The organism is Domibacillus enclensis (genome assembly GCF_900156125.1).
In the GTDB taxonomy this organism is placed as follows: domain Bacteria; phylum Bacillota; class Bacilli; order Bacillales; family Domibacillaceae; genus Domibacillus; species Domibacillus enclensis.
Genome location: NZ_FTLX01000002.1, coordinates 12,737 through 32,992 on the forward strand (window position 1 = coordinate 12,737; position 20,256 = coordinate 32,992).

Consider the following 20,256-nt stretch of genomic DNA (forward strand, 5'->3'; position numbering starts at 1 on the left):
CAGCCCGCAGCCCCTGAATGTTCTTTTTTAGAAAGACAACCGATTTCTGGCACTAAAAAAGGAAGGGACTTTTAAAAAAACATCAAAACTTTCTTGATGCGTTTGTTTTTCAACACTATGGTCTATCACCGGTATATCCACGATACCGGCGCTCACCCTTGCTATTGTACAAATAGCATTATCATTATTGGTTGTTGTACGGATATTCGTAGGCGATTTCTCCATCGAACGTGGCATAATCCAGATAAAGAAGCGGGATCAGGTAGCGGTGGCCGGTGGAAGGGTGGCTCAGGATTAAATGGTCCCGTCCGGCGGCTTCAATTCGGCCGCGGAATACTTTGGCGTTCCATTCCTTGTTGTTTTCAAATGTCGTATACACGGTGACCATTTTGCCGCGGTTTAAGCGGAAGATGTTTTCGATATACGATTCTTCCATTGGCGGCGCTGCCTGCTGTGCGCCTGGTGTCATTCCAGGGGGCATGCCTTGATTCATATTCCCTGGAGCGGGCATGTACTGAAATGGATTCATGTTAACGCGCCTCCTTTTTTAATAAACAGATGGACAAGCAGAACGGAGCGGACTGAAAAAGCAATGCGCCTTGAACCGGCCTGTGTTCGGCTGGTTGTACCAGGTGGCAGGACAGGCACCCGCCGGCTCAAAAAACCAGAGGGCGTTGGATGCCGGATGATACCGGCCGCCATTCAGTGCTTTTCTGGCCAGATCGATTTCCTTTTGGCGGGCACTTTGATAAAAATAGCCCTTTTGTGTTGCTTCAAACCCGCCCGGCGACTGAAACACCATCTGGCGGATCGTGCGGATATCTTTAAAATCAAGGCAGTCTGCACGGGCCCGATTGACACCGACGTTGCCGACCATCAGCATGCCGAGCGGCCCTTCACCCTCCGCCTCCGCACGCATGAGCCGAGCCAGGAGCTTTACATCTTCTTCCGTATGAGCGACAACAGCCACATCAACACCTCCCGTTTTACCTTATGCCCACACGGAAGGTTTGGTGACAACACAAAAAAGGCAGTGCCCGGTGGACACTGCCTTTTTCTTAATTTACATGCATCATCTGGTCGAACTTCTCGTCGGTTAAAAGGTGGCCGACAAAAAACGAACCGAATTCGCCATAGCGCGCGCTTACTTCATCGAAGCGCATTTCATAAATTAATTTTTTAAATTGAAGCACGTCATCCGCGTATAGCGTGACGCCCCACTCGTAATCATCAAAGCCGACAGAACCGGTAATGATCTGTTTAACGAGACCCGCATACTGGCGGCCGATCATGCCGTGGCTGCGCATTAGGCTGCCGCGCTCTTTCATCGGCAGCATGTACCAGTTGTCGTTGCCGTCGCGGCGCTTATCCATCGGGTAGAAGCAGACGTATTCGGACTTTGGAAGCTCCGGATACAAACGCGCCCGGATTTGCGGGTTTGCGTATGGATCTTCATCAGAAGACAAGTAATTGCTCAGCTCCACAACAGAGACGTACGAATACGCCGGAATCGTGAATTCAGCAATCTTCAGCTTGTTAAATTCTGTTTCAATGACATTCAGCTCCGCCATTGTCGGGCGTAAAATCATCAGCATGAAATCGGCTTTTTGGCCAATCACACTGTAGAAAGAATGGCTGCCGGCTTTGATTTCCTGCGTGGCTTCTAATTTAAACAAAAACTTGCGGAATTCGGCAATAGCGCTTTCCCGCTCGTTACTCGACAGCATTTTCCACGATGCCCAGTCAATCGACCGGAAGTCATGCAGGCAGTACCAGCCATCAAGCGTTTTCGCTGCTTCACTCATGCTCTTCACTCCTATGTAGTTATAGTCTTCTTTACTATATCATATTGAAGAAAAAAAAGGCTTGAACCGATTCCACAGGAGGGCTACATTAAAAGGAGACTATTTTGTGAAGGGGACGTTAAAACATGGATCAATCAGAATCGATCCTGCGCCGTCCGGTCTGGCGGTTTATCGATCAATCCGCTTATGGTCCGGGGTTCAACCCGATTCATTCGTTTGCGACAGACGATGCGCTGGCAACAGCAATTGGGGCAGGGGAAAGTCCAGCTACGGTCCGGGCGTGGGTGCACCATGACACCGTCGTGCTCGGCATCCAGGATACGAAGCTTCCTTATCTAAAAGAAGGGGTGCGCGTTTTGGAGGATGAGGGCTATAAAGTCATCGTCCGGAATTCAGGCGGGCTCGCGGTGATGCTGGATGAAGGCATTTTAAACCTGTCCCTCATCGTGCCGGACACAGAAAAAGGCATCGACATTGACCGCGGATACGAAGCGATGTATGCACTAATCTGCCACATGTTCCCCGAAGTCAGGATCGACGCCTATGAAATTATTGGATCGTACTGTCCGGGAAGCTATGACCTTAGCATTGGCGGGAAAAAATTCGCCGGGATTTCGCAGCGGCGCTTGAAAAAAGGCGTTGCGGTTCAAATTTACTTGTGCGTCAACGGCAGCGGCTCTGAGCGTGCAGCCGACATCCGCTCGTTTTACGAAGCAGCCAAACAGCAGGCAGACACGAAGTGGGTCTATCCTGATATTGAACCGGACGTGATGGCTTCTTTAGCTGAGCTGACAGGCGAACCGTTATTGGTCCAGGACGTCATCATCCGTTTTTTAACGTCATTAAAGGAGCTTGGCGGGCCGCTTGAAGGCGGGTCTATGACGGCTTACGAAGCGGACGTATTCGACCACTACTTGCAGCGGGTAGTTGAGCGAAACGACAAAGCGCTGGCTTGATGCTACTCCGCTACTTTTTCTAGATTTCCATTTTGCTCCATCTTAAAGGTGACAGCCGGTGCTTCGTCATCATCGAGAGCTACAAACTTGCGGGCGCGATTCATGATTTTCATTAATGTTTCATAGTCTTCCTGCATGACTTCTGAAGACTGCTCGATTTTGTCCAGGCGCTGCTGAAGCTGCTCGTTTTCGGTCCGGAGCCGCTCATTTTCGGCTTTGAGTGAATCAACAGCATCCAAACCCTGCAGATACCCAATCACATCGGCCATTGTCAGTCCGGACGGAGCGGCAGGTGTATACAGCACTCCTTTCTCAATCGTCCGGCTGCGCTGCTTCCGCTGTTTTTTAGCGAGGCTGAGCGCTTTTTCATATTGGGTCCGTACAACGGCATTCCAGCGGAAACCGCAGGCGGCAGACGTCCGGTTTAAGAGATCGCCAACTTCCTCAAATGCGTTTAATTGGGTGCTGCCTTCCCGAACGTGACGAAGAACCGTTTCAGCTAAAAGCAAATCATTTTCTTCCGACCAGGCATCTTGTCGAACTTTCATGTGATCATCTCTCCTTATGAAAATAGTGTGTGTGAACAGGATTGCCAGAGTACGGGCGTTTTATACGCCGTCAGCTTGCAAACACGCATGTTTCCATGTAAAATATCGTGATGAATGAAACGGAAAGGATGTTTGACATGGCGAATGAGTTCCGTGTGTGCGATGACTGCCAGGCAGTCAATCTGAAAACATTAATTCCAAAGCTTGAGAAGATCGATCCGGACGCGGTGATTGACGTAAAGTGCCAATCCTACTGCGGACCTGGCCGCAAGAAGACATTTGCCTTTGTCAACAACCGGCCGGTGGCAGCGTTAACAGAAGACGAGCTTATGGAAAAGATAGAGAAAAAACTAAAGTCATAATGCAAAGCACCTTTGCTTTTTCAGAAGGTGTTTTTTTCTGTTTGCTAGCAGTATATGCATCAACCAGTGCGAATTTTCCCATAATGATTGATTTTTCCGTTATAATGGACAAAAAAAGGAACGGGAGGCGCATATGTGAGCTACGCGAAGCAGAAGTTGAAGGAAGAGAAAGTGTTTAAAGATCCGGTCCACCGGTATGTCCACGTGCGCGATGTGGTTATCTGGGATTTGATCGGCACAAAAGAATTTCAGCGGCTGCGGCGGATTCGCCAGCTCGGTACGACGTACTTCACGTTTCACGGGGCGGAGCACAGCCGGTTTAATCATTCTCTCGGTGTCTATGAAATTGTCCGCCGCATTGTCGACGATATATTCAGAGGGCGTCCCGAGTGGAATGCGGAGGAGCGGCTGGTCAGTCTTTGTGCCGCGCTTCTTCACGACGTCGGGCATGGTCCATTTTCACATTCGTTTGAAAAGGTGTTCGGACTGGATCATGAAGAATACACGAAACGAATTATTCTCGGGGATACGGACATTCACCGGGTACTGTCCAAGGTCAGCGAGGATTTTCCGGAACAGGTAGCGGCAGTCATTAATAAAACGTATCCGAATAAACTGGTCGTAAGCTTGATTTCTAGCCAGATTGATGCGGACCGGATGGATTATCTTCAACGTGACGCGTACTATACAGGTGTGAGCTACGGCCACTTTGATATGGAGCGCATTCTCCGGGTCATCCGTCCGCGTGAGGAGCAGGCGGTATTCAAGTTAAGCGGCATGCATGCGGTGGAAGACTATATTATGAGCCGCTATCAGATGTACTGGCAGATTTATTTCCACCCTGTGACGCGGAGTGCCGAGGTGCTGCTGTCGAAAACGCTGCACCGGGCAAAAGAGCTGTATGAAAAGGGCTATTCCTTCCGTCAGGAGCCGGTTCACTTTACCTCTTTGTTTGAAGGAGACTGCTCGCTTGAGGAATATGTAAACCTGGATGAATCGGTTGTTATGTTTTATTTTCATGTCTGGCAGGAAGAAGAAGATGTGATTTTAAAAGACTTATGTACGCGGTTTATGAACCGGAATCTGTTTAAATATGTGGAGTTCGACCCGGCAGCCGAGCAGGAAAAGTATGCCGAGCTGGAAGAATTGTTCCGGAAAGCAGACATTGATCCGGCCTACTACCTGGTCCATGACTCATCGTCTGACCTGCCGTACGATTTTTACCGGCCGGGCATTGAATCGGAGCGCCAGCCGATTTATTTGTTAATGAAGGACGACGAAACGCTGCAGGAGCTCTCGGGGCGGTCCGACATTGTCGAAGCGATTTCCGGCAAGCGGCGGACCGATCATAAATTGTACTTCCCGGTGGATGTACTTCGTGATGAATCCTCCCATCGGACTGTGAAGCGGAAAATCAGAAGCATATTAGAAATCTATCGCAAGTAAAAGGGGACTCACTTTTTGGAACAATTTTTAGCATTTGATCTGGAGCAGCTGCCGTTTGTGATTATCGCGCTGCTTGTCGCGTTTACGGTGCATGAATTCGCTCATGCGTATACTGCCTTTAAATTCGGGGACGATACGGCAAAGGACCAGGGGCGGCTCACGCTCAACCCGGTTCATCATCTGGACCCGATCGGCACGATTTTTATTTTAATTGCCGGCTTTGGCTGGGCGCGGCCGGTGCCGGTCAACCGCCGCAACTTTAAAAACCCGAAGCTTGCCGGTGTGCTCGTGTCACTGGCAGGACCGCTCAGCAACTTTTTAATCGCGTTTCTTGCTTTCGGCCTCTTGTACCTGGTCGTCGGCAGCGCGCCGGTGTTTGCGATTCAGCTGTTGAACATGATGGTCTGGCTGAATGTGCTGCTGTTTGTTTTTAACCTGCTGCCCTTTCCGCCGCTTGACGGCTACCGGATTATCGAAGACTTAGCCCCGCCGCGTACACGGGTGAAAATGACGCAGTATGAGCAGTATGGTGTGCTGCTGTTTTTAATTCTCGTGATCACACCGCTTGGCGACCATACGATCCGTCCTTTTTTAACCAGGATGACGAACAGCGTTTTAGCCGGTTTCGAATCGATTTTCGGCGTATTTTTGTAAGGAGGGCTTAAACACAATGGAACAAAAAAAGAAAGTTGGCTTTAATATTATTAAAAACGACCCGACAGATGGCCATAAAGGCTTCGGGAAGAGCTCGCTCAGCTTGGAGCAGGTGTCACCGGTTATTATTGATGTAGAGGATCACTCTGCTCACATCGACATCGGCGCGATGCATGCCCGCAGTGCGGTGGAAAAAGGCATTAAATTTTTAAAAACAAAAGAAGAGGTGCCGGATGCGAAGCTGTACTGGCTCGTCTGGGTCACCGTTGACCGGAATGAGGAAGGCCCTTATTATGCCGGAGTGACGGCATGTGAAATGACGGTGAACCGTGAGATCCGCCGGGGGTATAAATCGCTACCGGAGCACGTCAACCGGATGGATAAGTCACTAAAGCGCCATATTATTGTCGATGTGATGGACGATCCGTCAAAGGTGATTTTGCGCGAATTCCTTCAGGGACATAACCTTGACATGTGGAACCGGTCATCCGATGAACTGAAGGAAGGCTTAAATGTGACGGAATTGTGAAGATTCCATAATTCTACTTTCTTCTGTTGCCGGATCAGGCAAAAAGGGAGTAAACTGAAAGCAATGCATAAGTGCATGAGCTAGGACATGCAAATCGCCCGGGGACAGCACCCCCGGGCTTTTGCATGTCATCGGAACCATTCCGGCAGCTCCGGAAACAGCTGATCTTCTATAGGATCGGTTTCCGGCTGGCACTCTTCTGTTGGTTCCGTTCCCCGCTCAAACAACAGCTTGTGACCACCTGTACAAGCGGTGCCTGTTTCCACATCGACTTCGACTTCTATCAAACCGCGCGGCCACTTGAATTCCTGCGGCTGCTGCCCCATATGAACCTTTTCCATAAAAGCAGACCAGATCACCTTTGCGCGTGACCGGTCTTCGGTTTTGGTAATTTCCGATCCGTCATCGTAGCCCGTCCAAACAACAGTAGCAAGTGCAGGCGTAAATCCAGCCATCCAGTAGTCGTACGGCGTCGAGCCTGATTTTCCGGCATAGGGACGTGTCAGGGAAGCAGCCATTGCGGCTCCTGTCGGCGCAGCGTACGTACTCATTGTTTCATCAAACATACCGGTCATCATCCGGGTCAGGACGGCTAGCTTCTTTTCATCCAATCGCTGCTCGTGATTTTTCTTGTAGCGGTACAGAACAGTGCCATCTGCCGCTTCCACTTTTGTAATGAAAACGGGCTTGCCGTATACACCGCCTGAGGCGATTGTGGCGTAAGCGTTCGCTGATTCTAACACCGTCATGCCCGACGTGCCGAGCGCGAGAGAGGGGACAGGCTCCAATTCAGATGACACGCCGAACTGCTTCATCGTCTTGACCAGTGTTTCCGGCTCCAGCAGCATGTTCGTTTTCACGGCATAAATGTTATCCGAGACAGCAAGTGCCTCCGCCATGGTGACGCCGCGTTCCGCATACTGGCTGTTAAAGTTTTTTGGTGAATACGTGTTATTGAATGTGGTCGGTTCACTGACTCGTTTCGTCACAGGTGTAAAACCATTTTGAAGGGCAGCATAATACAAAAAAGGCTTCATCAACGAACCCGGCTGCCGGAACGCCTGTACAGCGCGGTTAAAGGGGCTTTTTGCATAGTCGCGGCCTCCGGACAGGGCGGTGACATAATGGGTTTTCGGATCAATTGACACGAGCGCAGACTGAACCGAGGCTCCGGCTTCAATTCCATCGGCGACAGCCTGGTCAGCGGCCTCCTGATGGATGAAGTTAAGCGTTGTATACACCTTGAGACCGCTTTGCTCTTTAAAGCCGAGGGCTTCAAGCTCCGTCCGCACCGCATCGATAAAGTAAGGAGCCGCATTTTCCCCTTGGTCAAACGCTCCTTTTACATCTGGAATCTCGGCGATGGCTTTTTCGTATTCGGCTTTCGGTAGATTCATCTCCGACAAAATCAGCCGGCGTCTTTGCTCTGACTTTTCACGGGATGCAAGCGGTGAGTAAATCGAAGGGCCCTTCGGAATACCGGCAAGCAGAGCCGATTCTGACACGGTCAAGGCATCGGCAGACTTGCCGAAGTAAAACTGGGAAGCAGCTTCAACCCCGTAGGCGCCATGCCCGAAATAAACGGTATTCAAATAGCCTTCTAAAATTTCATCCTTTGAATAAAACGCTTCAATGCGAAGGGCCTGCCACGCTTCCTTCAGCTTCCGCGTCCACGTTTTATCGTGCGTTAAAAAAACATTACGGGCATATTGCTGTGTAATGGTGCTTGCACCCTGCACTTTCGCCATTGCTTTGAGATCTGCTAGTGCAGCGCCGGCAATCCGCTTCGGGTCAAGGCCGAAATGGTCATAAAACTGCTTGTCTTCAATTGAAATAACCGCATTCACGACAGACGGTGCGATGTTGTCGAGCTTCACCCAGTACCTTTTTTCTCCTGAATGTGTTTCGGCCGCTTTTGTTCCATCTGCCGCATAAAACAAGGTGGAGCGGGGCACAGTTACGTCAGGCGGTCCAGGGGCGTACAGCGCATAAAAAAAAGCAGCGGCAGCGCCTGCGATCAATATAAAAAAAACAGCGAGCCATTTTTTCATCGGTCACATCTCCTCTCAAGCGATATTCATGGGAAGTGACGGGTAAGTGAGCTCATTCGAACGATAAATAGCAAGATCTGACTGATAACTTACGTTTATCGGTCAAATCGAATGGTTTATCAGTCAATGCGGCTTTTTTACCGGTCAGATTCATAGTTAGTACAGGTCGTGTTCAGCTGTTTTCTTCTATTATGAAAATGTTGGCGCAATTTTAAACATACTGTCACAAAATCGCTATGATTTTTATTTGATTTGTTCTATACTTTTTTAGTGCTGAACTTTCAGCAATGGAAATCCTCAGAAAAAGAAGGAGGCAATTAATAAAATGAGTGAATTATGGTATACCGAGAAGCAGACAGGCAGCTACGGAATCACAATGAAAGTGAAACGTACTTTGCATACAGAACAAACAGACTTTCAATATTTAGAAATGGTTGAAACGGAAGAATGGGGCAACATGCTGTTTTTGGACGGCATGGTGATGACAAGCCAGCGCGATGAATTTGTGTATCACGAAATGGTGGCGCACGTGCCGCTCTTTACGCACCCGAACCCGGAAAACGTTCTTGTTGTCGGCGGCGGTGATGGCGGCGTTATTCGTGAAGTATTAAAGCATCCGTCTGTTAAAAAAGCGACACTGGCTGAAATTGACGGCAAAGTCATTGAGTATTCAAAGGTATACCTTCCTGAAATTGCAGGCGACCTGGAAGACCCTCGTGTAGAAGTAAAAGTAGGCGACGGCTTTATGCACATCGCTGAATCGGAAAACGAATACGACGTGATCATGGTTGATTCAACTGAGCCCGTCGGACCAGCAGTGAATTTGTTTACAAAAGGCTTTTACGCAGGCATTTCCAAAGCATTGAAGGAAGATGGTATTTTCGTCGCTCAATGTGACAACCCGTGGTTTAAAGCAGACTTAATTCGCCAGGTACAATCCGATGTAAAAGAAATCTTCCCGATTACACGCTTGTACACAGCGAACATTCCAACGTATCCAAGCGGACTATGGTGCTTCACGATCGGGTCAAAGAAACACGATCCACTTGCGGTAGAGGACAGCCGTTTCCACGAAATCGAAACGAAGTATTACACGAAAGAGCTGCACAAAGCGTCATTCGCCTTGCCGAAATTCGTGCAGGATTTAACATAAGATGAGATTCGACGAGGCGTATTCAGGAAATGTCTTTATTGGCATGCAGTCTTCGTATGAAGAAAGCTCGGTTGTTCTGTACGGCATGCCGATGGACTGGACAGTCAGCTACCGTCCAGGCTCCCGCTTTGGCCCGGCCCGCATTCGCGAAGTATCGATTGGTCTGGAGGAATACAGTGCGTATTTAGACCGTGAGCTGGACGAGGTTGCTTATTTCGATGCAGGGGATATTCCATTGCCATTCGGAAATGCACAGCGAAGCATTGATATGATTGAAGAATATATTGACGGCCTCCTGGCTGACGGCAAAAAGCCGCTCGGCATGGGCGGCGAGCATTTAGTGTCGTGGCCTGTGATGAAGGCTGTGGCGAAAAAACACGAGGATTTGGCCATTATTCATTTTGATGCGCACACCGATTTGCGCGAGCAATATGAAGGAGAGCCGCTGTCGCACTCCACGCCAATCCGCAAAATCGCCGAGCACATCGGCCCGAAAAACGTGTATTCATTCGGTATCCGCTCTGGCATGAAGGAAGAATTTCAGTGGGCAAAGGAAAACGGCATGCACATCTCGAAATTCGAGGTGCTTGAGCCATTGAAGGAAATCCTGCCGACGTTGGCTGGACGTCCAGTTTATGTCACAATCGACATTGATGTACTGGACCCGGCTCATGCCCCGGGCACCGGAACGGTAGACTGCGGCGGCATCACATCCAAAGAGCTATTGGCGTCGATCCATGCGATTGCCGGGTCTGATGTTCAAGTGGTTGGAGCGGATCTGGTGGAAGTTGCACCGGTTTATGACAGCTCCGAGCAAACTGCCAACACAGCCTCAAAGCTGATCCGGGAAATGCTGCTCGGCTTTTTTTAACAAAAAACGAAAGCATAAAGGAAAGGAAGCCGGACGATTCAATCGTTCGGCTTCTTTCGGTCCGGTAACGCCGATATAAAAAAAAGAGACGTTCAGCCGTTTTGATTTCTATGTTAAAATAAACAAATATGACAACAAGGAAGTGATTCGGCGTGACGGATGAACAGGTGCCAGTGAAAATCTGGGTGAAAACAGATGTAGCGCACGAAGGGGAAAAAGAGACGTTTGAACTGTCGCTCTTTGGCCGTTTGTTTCAAAAGGACGGGTCCACGTTTTTAAAGTACGATGAAGTGCAGGATGAGGGCGTGGTGCATACGATCGTCAAGCTCGCAGACGCAAATGCGCTTATTTTAAGAAGCGGCGCCTTGAAGATGCGGATGATCTTTGAAAAAGGGCAGCTGTTAAACGGCTCATACGAAAGTCAGTACGGCACACTGCTGGTCACAACCGATACGAAAACATTTACCCATAAAACGGACGGTACAGGCACCGGACGGGCAGAATTAGTGTATAAGCTGCTGATGCAGGGGGATGCGGTTGGCACCTACACAATGAACATTCATTATGAACTGGAGGAACACTCGTGAACATTGCAGAACAAATGCAAACGCAGCTAAAGGAAGAAATTAAACAGGCTGTTTTAAAAGCAGGCCTTGCCGAAGAAGCCGAAATCCCGGCTGTCTTGCTTGAAGCACCAAAGGATAAAGCGCACGGCGACTATTCAACAAACATGGCGATGCAGCTGGCGCGAATTGCCAAAAAAGCACCGCGCCAAATTGCCGAAGCGATTCAGGCCAACATGGATCTGTCGAAAGGATCAGTTCAAAAAATCGATATTGCCGGACCGGGCTTCATCAATTTTTACATGAACAACAGCTACTTAACGGATCTTGTGCCAGCGGTTCTTCAAGCAGGCGACAGCTACGGGCGTTCAAACGCAGGCGGAAATGAAAAGATTCAAGTGGAATTTGTGTCAGCCAATCCAACCGGCGATTTGCATTTGGGCCACGCGCGCGGCGCTTCCGTCGGTGATTCCTTGTGCAACGTGCTGGATGCTGCCGGCTATGACGTGACGCGCGAATATTACATTAACGACGCCGGCAATCAAATTCACAATCTGGCGTTATCCGTTGAAGCCCGCTATTACCAGGCGCTCGGTTTGGACAAAGACATGCCGGAGGACGGCTATCACGGCAAGGATATTATTCAGATCGGGAAAGAGTTGGCAGGCGAGTTTGGCGATCAATTCGTGCAGGCGTCAGAAGAAGAGCGTTATAAAACGTTCCGTGCGCACGGCTTAAAGCTGGAGCTGGCGAAGCTTCAAAAGGACCTGGCGGATTTCCGCGTCCACTTTGACGTCTGGTTCTCTGAAACGTCGCTTTATGAAAACGGCAAAATCGACGAAGCATTAAACGCACTCGACGAAAAAGGCCATACGTTTGAAGAAGACGGCGCGCTCTGGTTCCGTTCAATGGACTTCGGCGATGATAAAAACCGTGTGTTACGCAAGCAGGACGGCTCGTATACGTACTTAACACCGGATATTGCGTATCACCGGGATAAATTTGAACGAGGTTTCGAAAAGGTCATTAACATCTGGGGTGCGGATCATCACGGCTATATCCCACGGATGAAAGCAGCAGTGGAAGCACTCGGCATGAAGCCGGATCAGCTGGAAGTGGAAGTTATCCAGATGGTGCAGCTGTATAAAGACGGCGAAAAAATGAAAATGAGCAAGCGGACCGGCAAAGCCGTAACGATGCGCGAGCTTGTGGAAGAGGTCGGTCTGGACGCCGTTCGCTATTTCTTTGCTATGCGCAGCGGCGACACACATATGGATTTCGACCTTGATCTGGCTGTGTCCCAGTCAAACGAAAACCCGGTGTACTACTCACAATACGCGTATGCCCGCATTTCCAGCATTTTGCGCCAGGCCGCTGAACAGGGCTTAAATGCATCCGCCAGCGCAAATGTCGCACTGCTCACATCTGAAAAAGAAGTGGCGCTTTTGAAAAAAATCGGCGACTTCCCGCAGGTGGTGGCAGAATCCGCTGATAAACGCATTCCACACCGGATTGCCAACTACGTACACGAGCTCGCAGCGGCCTTCCACAGCTTCTACGGCTCGCAAAAAGTAGTCGACAAAGAAAACGAAGAAGCATCCCTTGCACGCCTTGCCCTCGTACAGGCAGTGCAAATCACATTGAAAAACGCACTAAAGCTCATCGGTGTATCCGCACCGGAAAAAATGTAATTAAGAAAGCTGCCGGGCTTGCCTGGCAGCTTTTTTGTCGTGTTAAAAAGCAAACGTATCAAGAGAAAACAGACGTTTTTTCTTAGCAAGGAATGGGTTGTCCTTCTAAAAAAGAACATTCAGGGGCTTCAGGCTGCTGGCTCCGCTCGTCCCACAGGAGCAGGAGTTTTCTCCGGCCTCCCTACGCCCTTAGTAGTTCTGAAGGTACAGGGAGTATAAAAGACAGCTGTTCGTTCAAGAGCTTTTTATCATTTTGAGGATGCGGATGAAATCAAAAATGACCCCTTCCTTGATATCATGGAATGCTTTTCTCCACACTATGGGCGGCTGGCGCAGGACGGAGACTCTTTGGGGATCAAGCGGGTTAGCTCACCGCCCGCCCCCAGGAACGCGAAGTCCTGCAGAAGCCGCCCTTACTGTGTTGGCGCAAGCACGGTGGCTTTGAAAAAACGGATTTGTCCCTTATTTCTCATTGAACGCTCTTTTTGTTTTGTTGAAAAAATAATTGACTGAATGCTCATTCATATATTACGATGGAGAGAAGAAAAGGGGATCAATTGGAAGGGATGTGCAGAGTATGAACGGATTGCTGTGGCTGAATTTGATCGCGGCTATTTTTGTAATCGCTTACGCGGTTTATTTATTCGTTTATTTACTGAAAACACGGTACGAATTTATTAAGCTCGGCAAAAAAGAAGAATTCGAACAAAAAAGGGATGAACGGCTCCGGGCCATTATGGTTAATGTATTCGGGCAGAAAAAGCTGTTAAAGGACCCGAAAAGCGGTGCCATTCACGTAATGTTTTTTTACGGCTTTTTACTCGTTCAGCTGGGGGCGCTGGACTTTATTATCAAGGGGATTATGCCGGGGGCTCACTTGCCGCTCGGACCGCTATACGGACCGTTCACTTTTTTCCAGGAGCTGGTCACGCTGATGATTCTTGTTGCCGTCGTCTGGGCGTTTTACCGTCGCTACATTGAAAAGCTCGTCCGATTAAAGCGCGGCTGGAAAAGCGGCCTTGTCTTAATCTTTATCGGCTCGCTTATGGTTTCTGTTCTGGTGGGGAACGGCATGTCGCTTATCTGGCACGAGGAATCCATTCATTGGAGCGGATCGGAGCCGGTGGCATCCGTCATTGCACTCGTTTTTGCGGGATTGTCACAGCCGGTCGTCATTGGCTTGTTTTATGTAATGTGGTGGATTCACTTGTTTGTGCTGCTTGCCTTTCTCGTTTATGTGCCGCAGTCCAAGCACGCTCATTTAATTGCTGGACCGGTGAATACGTACTTTCACCGGCTCGACCGGGCAGGCACGCTGCGCAAAGTTGATTTTGAAGATGAAACACAGGAATCCTTCGGGGTAGGGAAAATTGAAGAATTTACTCAAACACAAATGATCGATTTTTACGCATGTGTGGAATGCGGCCGATGCACGAATATGTGTCCGGCAACCGGCACAGGCAAAATGCTGTCACCGATGGATTTAATTGTGAAGCTGCGCGACCATTTAACCTTTACCGGGGCAGCGGTCACCTCGCAGCAGCCATGGGTACCGGCCTTTGCTTTTGCTGATACAGAAGGAAATAAAATTGCCAGAGGGATTGATCCGTACAGTCCACAGATGATTGGCGACGTGATCACTGAAGAAGAGATTTGGGCGTGTACAACGTGCCGCAACTGTGAGGATCAGTGTCCGGTCATGAATGAACATGTGGATAAAATCATTGATATGCGCCGCTATCTCGTTTTAACAGAAGGAAAAATGAATCCGGATGCCCAGCGCGCGATGCAAAACATTGAACGTCAGGGAAATCCGTGGGGGCTCAACCGGAAAGACAAGGAAAAATGGCGCGACCTTCGCGATGATGTTTCCATCCCAACCTTTAAGGAAGCGCAAAAAGCAGGCGAGGAGCCGGAATATTTATTTTGGGTCGGCTCGATGGGGGCATTTGACAGCCGCAGCCAGAAGATCGCGCTGTCCTTTGCCAAGTTAATGAATGAAGCGGGCGTTTCCTTTGCGATTCTGGGCAATAAAGAGAAAAATTCGGGCGATACACCGAGGCGTCTTGGCAACGAATTTTTATTCCAAGAGCTGGCGGCAGCGAATATTGCTGAATTTGAAAAAAATGATGTGAAAAAAATCGTGACGATTGATCCGCACGCGTATAATATTTTTAAAAATGAATATCCGGATTTTGGATTTCGAGCAGAAGTATACCACCATACAGAATTATTAGATACACTTGTGAAGAAAGGCCGGTTAAAGCCGCAGCACGCGGTGAACGAAAAAATCACCTTCCATGATTCGTGCTATCTCGGCCGCTACAATGACGTGTATGATCCGCCGCGCGAGATTTTAACCGCTATTCCGGGTGTGGAGCTGGTTGAGATGAAGCGAAACCGTCAGGATGGCATGTGCTGCGGCGCAGGCGGCGGCATGATGTGGATGGAGGAGGACACCGGTCACCGGGTCAATGTTGCCCGTACAGAACAAGCGCTTTTAGTCACGCCATCTATCATCAGCTCGGGCTGTCCGTTCTGCTTGACGATGCTCAGTGACGGAACGAAGGCGAAGGAAGTGGAAGAGACGGTTTCCACTTATGACGTGGCGGAAATTTTGGAGAAATCGGTTTTTGGCCAGCAGGAAGCAAGCGCCGGATAAGAAAAACCGCCATTCCCCTGAAGGAGGGCATAAAGTGAAAATAAGAAAAATCATGGTGATTGGCGCAGGACAGATGGGGGCAGGCATCGCCCAGGTATGTGCGCAGGCGGGATATGATGTTCTGCTCTACGATCTGCATGAAGAAAAAACAAAAAAAGCGCTGCACAGAATTGACCAGAATCTTGCGCGGAACGTTGAAAAGCAGCGAATGGATGAGCAGGAAAAAGAAGCTGCGCGGAAGAAAATCACCCAGGCACATTCCTTACAGGATGCATCGGCTGTTGACATGGTGATAGAAGCCGTCGTGGAAAAGATGAACGTCAAGCGCGACATTTTCGCCCAGCTTGATGAAATCACGCAGGACCATACCATTTTAGCCTCGAATACATCTTCGCTGCCGATAACGGAAATTGCCGCTGCAACCGACCGCCCTGAACGAGTCATCGGCATGCACTTTATGAACCCGGTGCCTGTGATGAAGCTCGTCGAAATTATTCGCGGGCTGGCCACAGAGGATGAGGTCTACAAAAAGGTGGAAGACGTCACCAAAACGATCGGGAAAATGCCGGTTGAAGTAAATGATTTCCCCGGCTTTGTATCCAATCGAATTTTAATGCCGATGATCAACGAAGCGATTTACACTCTTTATGAGGGGGTGGCAACAAAGGAAGCGATTGACGAGGTGATGAAGCTCGGCATGAATCATCCAATGGGGCCGATTCAGCTGGCGGACTTTATCGGGCTGGATACGTGCTTATCGATAATGGAAATCCTTCATGAAGGCTTCGGTGACGATAAATACCGTCCGTGTCCGCTTCTCCGGAAATACGTAAAAGCCGGATGGGTAGGAAAAAAAGCGGGCAGGGGATTTTATACGTACGAGTAAACGGAGGCGATCGGGATGGAATTTCGTTTAACGGATGCGCAGGAACAAATGCGCAGGAAGGTGCGTGAATTTGCCCGGCAGATCGTGGCCACCTTCATTCCGAAAATGGAGGCAGGGGAATTCCCATTTGAACTCGTTCAGAAAATGGCCAGCCAGCAGCTGATGGGCATTCCGATCCCGACTGCCTACGGGGGGAGCGGACAGGACTTTCTTTCTTATATAATAGCGATTCACGAGCTGTCCAGGGTGAGTGCGGCGACAGGCGTTATTCTCTCTGTCCATACGTCTGTCGGCACGAATCCGATTCTTTCCTTTGGGACAGAGGAGCAGAAAAAGACGTATATTCCAAAGCTTGCTTCCGGAGAATGGCTCGGTGCATTTTGTTTAACCGAACCATCGTCCGGATCTGATGCGGCAGCAATGAAAACAACGGCACATAAAAATGGTAGCGATTACATCTTGAATGGCTCAAAGGTATTTATTACAAACGGCGGTGCGGCCGATGTCTATATAGCATTTGCGCGGGCGGAAAAAGGAGTAACGGCGTTTATTGTTGAAAAAGGAACGTCGGGACTGGTGATCGGCAAGGATGAAAAAAAGATGGGGCTGAATGGTTCTAAAACGGTCACGGTGCTGTTTGACCAGATGAGTGTTCCGCTGGCAAACAGGCTCGGGGCTGAAGGGGAAGGCTTTAAAATAGCAATGGCCAATCTTGATGGGGGACGGATTGGCATTGCGGCACAGGCACTGGGCATTGCAGAAGCTGCTTTTGATGAAGCGAAGCAGCACGATCTGGGCGTGCTGCTGGCTGATATGGCGGTTTCTGTGGAAGCAGCCCGCCTTCTTGTGTACCGGGCCGCTTTTTTGAGGTCAAAAGGGCTGTCCTGCGGCAAAGAAGCTTCGATGGCCAAATGGTTTGCTTCAAAAGCGGCTGTCACGATAGCCGGTGATTGTCTGCGGGAAATCAGCGGGAGCAGCAGGGCGGAAAGGTATTTTCGCGATGCAAAGGTAACGGAAATTTACGAAGGCACTTCTGAAATTCAACGCATTGTCATTAGCAAGCATTTAGCAAAGGGGACTGGGATATGAACTTTATGTTATCAGAAGAGCATGACATGATTCGGAAAATGGTGCGGGACTTTGCGCGAAAGGAAGTGGCGCCGACAGCGGCGATTCGTGACGAAGAAGAACGGTTTGATGAGGACATCTTTCGGAAAATGGCGGAGCTCGGCTTAACAGGCATTCCGTGGCCGGAAAAATACGGAGGCATTGGCAGTGATTATTTAGCGTACTGCATCGCGGTGGAAGAGTTATCGCGTGTGTGCGCGTCAACCGGAGTGACTTTATCTGCCCACACCTCCCTTGCCGGGTGGCCGATTTATGCCTTTGGAACCGAAGAGCAAAAAATGCGTTATTTAAAACCAATGGCACTGGGGGAAAAAATCGGTGCTTACGGGCTGACTGAGTCGGGAAGCGGATCGGATGCAGGCGGGATGAAAACCACTGCCCGCCGCGATGGAGAACACTTTATTTTAAATGGATCGAAAATTTTCATTACCAATGGCGGCATAGCCGATCTGTATATCGTGTTTGCCGCAGCAGAAGAAGGTGTCACCGCCTTTATCATTGAAAAAGAATGTGAAGGATTTTCGATCGGAAAAAAAGAACGGAAAATGGGCATTCGTTCATCGCCAACAACTGAAATTATTTTTGACCATTGCCGTGTTCCTGCTGAAAATGTATTGGGCGAGATCGGCAGCGGCTTTAAAATTGCGATGAAAACGCTCGATGGGGGGCGGAACGGCATTGCGGCACAGGCTGTCGGAATTGCACAGGGCGCACTTGACGCGGCTTTGCAATACGCCCAGGAGCGAAAGCAGTTCGGCAAGCCGATCATCGCCAATCAAGGCATTTCGTTTAAATTAGCCGATATGGCGACGGCCATTGAAGCGTCGCGGCTGCTTACTTATCAGGCCGCCTGGCTGGAAACAGAAGGAGAGCCGTACGGAAAGGCGTCGGCGATGTCAAAGCTGCTGGCTGGTGATACGGCAATGATGGTGACAACCGAAGCGGTTCAAATTTTTGGCGGGTACGGCTATACGAAAGACTATCCGGTTGAGCGGTACATGCGCGATGCGAAGATTACGCAAATTTACGAGGGGACGCAGGAAATTCAGCGCCTCGTTATTTCAAGAATGCTGACAAAGTAGGGCGGTGCAAGAAATGGAGCGAACAAAACGGCCGGTGCATACGTCGGTCAAAGATGAACAGCTGATTGAAAAACGCCGGACTGAAATGATTCGGGGCGCTGTCCAGCTGTTTAAGCAAAAAGGATTTCACCGGACAACCACCCGCGAAATCGCAAAGGCCGCCGGTTTTAGCATCGGGACATTGTATGAATACATTCGAACAAAGGAAGATGTGCTGTACCTTGTGTGCGACAGTATTTATGACCAGGTGAAAAGGCGGCTTGAACATATTGATCTTGAGCAGGGAACATTGGAAAGCCTCAAACTCGGTATAAGCTTTTATTTTCATGTGATGGATGAAATGCAGGACGAAGTGCTCGTGATGTATCAGGAAGCAAAGTCTCTTTCAAAGGATGCTCTTCCTTATGTCCTTCAAAAAGAAGTCGACATGACCGGCATGCTCGAAACGCTCATTCAAAAATGTGTCGACCGGGGCGTACTGGATATGGGGGAGGCGCACGTTCACCTGATTGCACAAAACATATTCGTACAGGGTCAAATGTGGGGGTTTCGCCGATGGATGCTGCAAAAAAGCTTCACGCTGGAGGAATACATTGAACTGCAAACGAATTTGCTGCTAGAAGGAGTAAGTGGACACAAGAAAAAAACCGCTCTCCAGTGAAGGAAGAGCGGTTTCTTATTATAGCAAGCCGTCGCGGTCTTTGCGAGTGCGTCCGTTTTCGTCAATATCTTCTTCGATATGAGCTTCTTCACGGCGAACCGTATCACGAACAGTTTCAGTATCCTGTACTTTCCGCTTGCCGACAACGATTTCTTCTGTCACGACAGGTTTTTTCGTTACTTCAACGCGCTCTTCCGTAATCGGAACGCGAATCGTGTCGTGGTCGTCTTTAAACGCGCGATCGCGGTCGTCAAAACCGGTTAGGTCGCCTTCGTCTCTTGTTAAGTCATTGTCTGTTACAGGACGTCGTTCAACGAATACTTCTTCCCGTTCAACCGGTACATCAATGACCTGCTCTTCTTCTACTACATCTTTCTCGATATGAACTTCTCCCGTCTGAACGCGTTCTTTGTTTACATTTAAACGCTCTTCGTGAAGACGGAGTGTTTCTTCTTCTGTTAATCCATCCTCTGTCCGCAGGCCGTCGCTGCGGTCCGCCCGAAGGTCTTCGCGCTCTGAATGCAGATTGCTGCCAAGGTTTGTATCCGTCATTCCGGTTTCAATGGAAGCATCACGATTATTTCTGTTTACTTTATCAAGGCCGTCATAATCAATCGGATCCAAGTGTTCTTCTTCTAAATCGGCTCTGTTCCCATCGGCAATACCTACCGTACGGCTCGGATCGTAGTCGTCATCATAACGGTTGCTGTAATCACGGTCTACATATAGAAGAAAGCCGCCATTTTCTACTTCATTGTAATAACGGTCTGCTTCCTCATCAGAAACGCCCATGTTGCGGAATGCGCCGCGAATCGGATCCACACCTGAAAGGAACGACATGAAACGGTCTCCCCATGATCCACCAGCTGCTTCAACTTCTGCATTCGTCCGTCCGCGCACCATTGAAACGGCATCCTTATCTTTCGCTGTCACGTACATATCTTCTTCAGAATAGCCATGCGCTTTTAATTCGTCCATTTTCGCCATTAAATCTGTTTCGCTGTGATATACGCCAATAAATTTTTTGTCATCCATGATAGAATACCCTCCTGAAAGGTTTGTTTTTATTTTTGTTTTTCTGTTCTGCTCTTTAAAATACCCGGCAGTCATGACTCGAAACACAACAGGATGAAAATGGTTACAAGGACACACAACTGTGCCGAAAGATCCTATTTCGTGGAAAATCGATTAAATTTTTATAAAAGCGG

General features: G+C 49.2%; 20 protein-coding genes. 14 read left to right on the forward strand and 6 right to left on the reverse strand.

The window, feature by feature from the left end; all coding sequences use genetic code 11:
* Window positions 1–184 precede the first annotated feature (184 nt).
* The 3 genes from gerQ to hemQ form a co-directional block, all read right to left on the reverse strand.
* Window positions 185–529 carry a spore coat protein GerQ gene (gerQ, locus tag BW952_RS04025; protein WP_045852527.1) on the reverse strand — a complete coding sequence of 115 codons (345 nt, stop codon included), beginning with the start codon at window positions 527–529 and terminating at the stop codon, window positions 185–187.
* 18 nt (window positions 530–547) lie between these two features.
* Window positions 548–970, reverse strand: coding sequence for a cell wall hydrolase (locus tag BW952_RS04030; RefSeq protein ID WP_045852526.1), 423 nt, complete (start codon window positions 968–970; stop codon window positions 548–550).
* Between the two features lie 88 nt (window positions 971–1,058).
* Complete coding sequence (gene hemQ / locus BW952_RS04035) at window positions 1,059–1,805, reverse strand: hydrogen peroxide-dependent heme synthase (RefSeq protein WP_045852525.1); 747 nt, start codon at window positions 1,803–1,805, stop codon at window positions 1,059–1,061.
* 125 nt (window positions 1,806–1,930) lie between these two features.
* Here hemQ and lipL point away from each other — a divergent pair, with 125 nt between their 5' ends.
* Window positions 1,931–2,761, forward strand: a complete 831-nt coding sequence (lipL, locus tag BW952_RS04040; protein WP_045852524.1) for an octanoyl-[GcvH]:protein N-octanoyltransferase — start codon at window positions 1,931–1,933, stop codon at window positions 2,759–2,761.
* A gap of 2 nt (window positions 2,762–2,763) precedes the next feature.
* On the opposite strand, the gene BW952_RS04045 is transcribed toward lipL, so the two are convergent.
* The gene (locus BW952_RS04045; protein WP_045852523.1) at window positions 2,764–3,309 is read right to left on the reverse strand and encodes an RsfA family transcriptional regulator; all 546 of its coding nucleotides are present in this window, start codon (window positions 3,307–3,309) and stop codon (window positions 2,764–2,766) included.
* 137 nt (window positions 3,310–3,446) lie between these two features.
* Between BW952_RS04045 and BW952_RS04050 the strand changes: the two genes are divergently transcribed.
* The 4 genes from BW952_RS04050 to BW952_RS04065 all read left to right on the forward strand — a co-directional run bounded on the left by BW952_RS04050 (window position 3,447) and on the right by BW952_RS04065 (window position 6,300).
* The gene (locus tag BW952_RS04050) at window positions 3,447–3,671 is read left to right on the forward strand and encodes a YuzB family protein (protein ID WP_045852522.1); all 225 of its coding nucleotides are present in this window, start codon (window positions 3,447–3,449) and stop codon (window positions 3,669–3,671) included.
* A 135-nt stretch (window positions 3,672–3,806) separates the two neighbouring features.
* Window positions 3,807–5,117: an HD domain-containing protein gene (locus BW952_RS04055; protein ID WP_045852521.1), complete on the forward strand. Its 1,311-nt coding sequence runs from the start codon at window positions 3,807–3,809 to the stop codon at window positions 5,115–5,117.
* A 15-nt stretch (window positions 5,118–5,132) separates the two neighbouring features.
* Window positions 5,133–5,771 carry a site-2 protease family protein gene (locus tag BW952_RS04060; RefSeq protein ID WP_045852520.1) on the forward strand — a complete coding sequence of 213 codons (639 nt, stop codon included), beginning with the start codon at window positions 5,133–5,135 and terminating at the stop codon, window positions 5,769–5,771.
* A gap of 16 nt (window positions 5,772–5,787) precedes the next feature.
* Entirely contained in the window at window positions 5,788–6,300 is a 513-nt protein-coding gene (locus tag BW952_RS04065; RefSeq protein ID WP_045852519.1) for a YwhD family protein, read from the forward strand.
* Between the two features lie 128 nt (window positions 6,301–6,428).
* Here BW952_RS04065 and BW952_RS04070 read toward each other — a convergent pair whose 3' ends face one another.
* Window positions 6,429–8,351, reverse strand: a complete 1,923-nt coding sequence (locus BW952_RS04070; RefSeq protein ID WP_045852518.1) for a transglycosylase domain-containing protein — start codon at window positions 8,349–8,351, stop codon at window positions 6,429–6,431.
* Between the two features lie 325 nt (window positions 8,352–8,676).
* Between BW952_RS04070 and speE the strand changes: the two genes are divergently transcribed.
* From speE to BW952_RS04120, 9 genes are all read left to right on the forward strand, one after another.
* Window positions 8,677–9,504: a polyamine aminopropyltransferase gene (gene speE / locus BW952_RS04075; RefSeq protein ID WP_045852517.1), complete on the forward strand. Its 828-nt coding sequence runs from the start codon at window positions 8,677–8,679 to the stop codon at window positions 9,502–9,504.
* Between the two features lies 1 nt (window position 9,505).
* Complete coding sequence (gene speB, locus BW952_RS04080; RefSeq protein ID WP_045852516.1) at window positions 9,506–10,375, forward strand: agmatinase; 870 nt, start codon at window positions 9,506–9,508, stop codon at window positions 10,373–10,375.
* A 152-nt stretch (window positions 10,376–10,527) separates the two neighbouring features.
* Entirely contained in the window at window positions 10,528–10,962 is a 435-nt protein-coding gene (locus BW952_RS04085; RefSeq protein ID WP_045852515.1) for a YwiB family protein, read from the forward strand.
* Entirely contained in the window at window positions 10,959–12,629 is a 1,671-nt protein-coding gene (gene argS / locus BW952_RS04090) for an arginine--tRNA ligase (RefSeq protein WP_045852514.1), read from the forward strand. Before BW952_RS04085 ends, argS begins: the two co-directional genes overlap by 4 nt.
* 577 nt (window positions 12,630–13,206) lie before the next feature.
* Window positions 13,207–15,291: a (Fe-S)-binding protein gene (locus BW952_RS04100; protein WP_045852391.1), complete on the forward strand. Its 2,085-nt coding sequence runs from the start codon at window positions 13,207–13,209 to the stop codon at window positions 15,289–15,291.
* 34 nt (window positions 15,292–15,325) lie between these two features.
* Window positions 15,326–16,177 (forward strand): 3-hydroxybutyryl-CoA dehydrogenase, encoded by an 852-nt coding sequence (locus tag BW952_RS04105; protein ID WP_045852390.1) that lies wholly within the window; start codon window positions 15,326–15,328, stop codon window positions 16,175–16,177.
* A gap of 15 nt (window positions 16,178–16,192) precedes the next feature.
* On the forward strand, window positions 16,193–17,266 hold the full coding sequence (locus BW952_RS04110; protein WP_045852389.1) for an acyl-CoA dehydrogenase family protein: 1,074 nt from the start codon (window positions 16,193–16,195) through the stop codon (window positions 17,264–17,266).
* The gene (locus tag BW952_RS04115; RefSeq protein WP_045852388.1) at window positions 17,263–18,387 is read left to right on the forward strand and encodes an acyl-CoA dehydrogenase; all 1,125 of its coding nucleotides are present in this window, start codon (window positions 17,263–17,265) and stop codon (window positions 18,385–18,387) included. Before BW952_RS04110 ends, BW952_RS04115 begins: the two co-directional genes overlap by 4 nt.
* A 13-nt stretch (window positions 18,388–18,400) precedes the next feature.
* Window positions 18,401–19,048 carry a TetR/AcrR family transcriptional regulator gene (locus BW952_RS04120; protein ID WP_045852387.1) on the forward strand — a complete coding sequence of 216 codons (648 nt, stop codon included), beginning with the start codon at window positions 18,401–18,403 and terminating at the stop codon, window positions 19,046–19,048.
* Window positions 19,049–19,066: 18 nt separating this feature from the next.
* Here BW952_RS04120 and BW952_RS04125 read toward each other — a convergent pair whose 3' ends face one another.
* Window positions 19,067–20,083 (reverse strand): YsnF/AvaK domain-containing protein, encoded by a 1,017-nt coding sequence (locus BW952_RS04125; protein WP_045852386.1) that lies wholly within the window; start codon window positions 20,081–20,083, stop codon window positions 19,067–19,069.
* Window positions 20,084–20,256 lie beyond the last annotated feature (173 nt).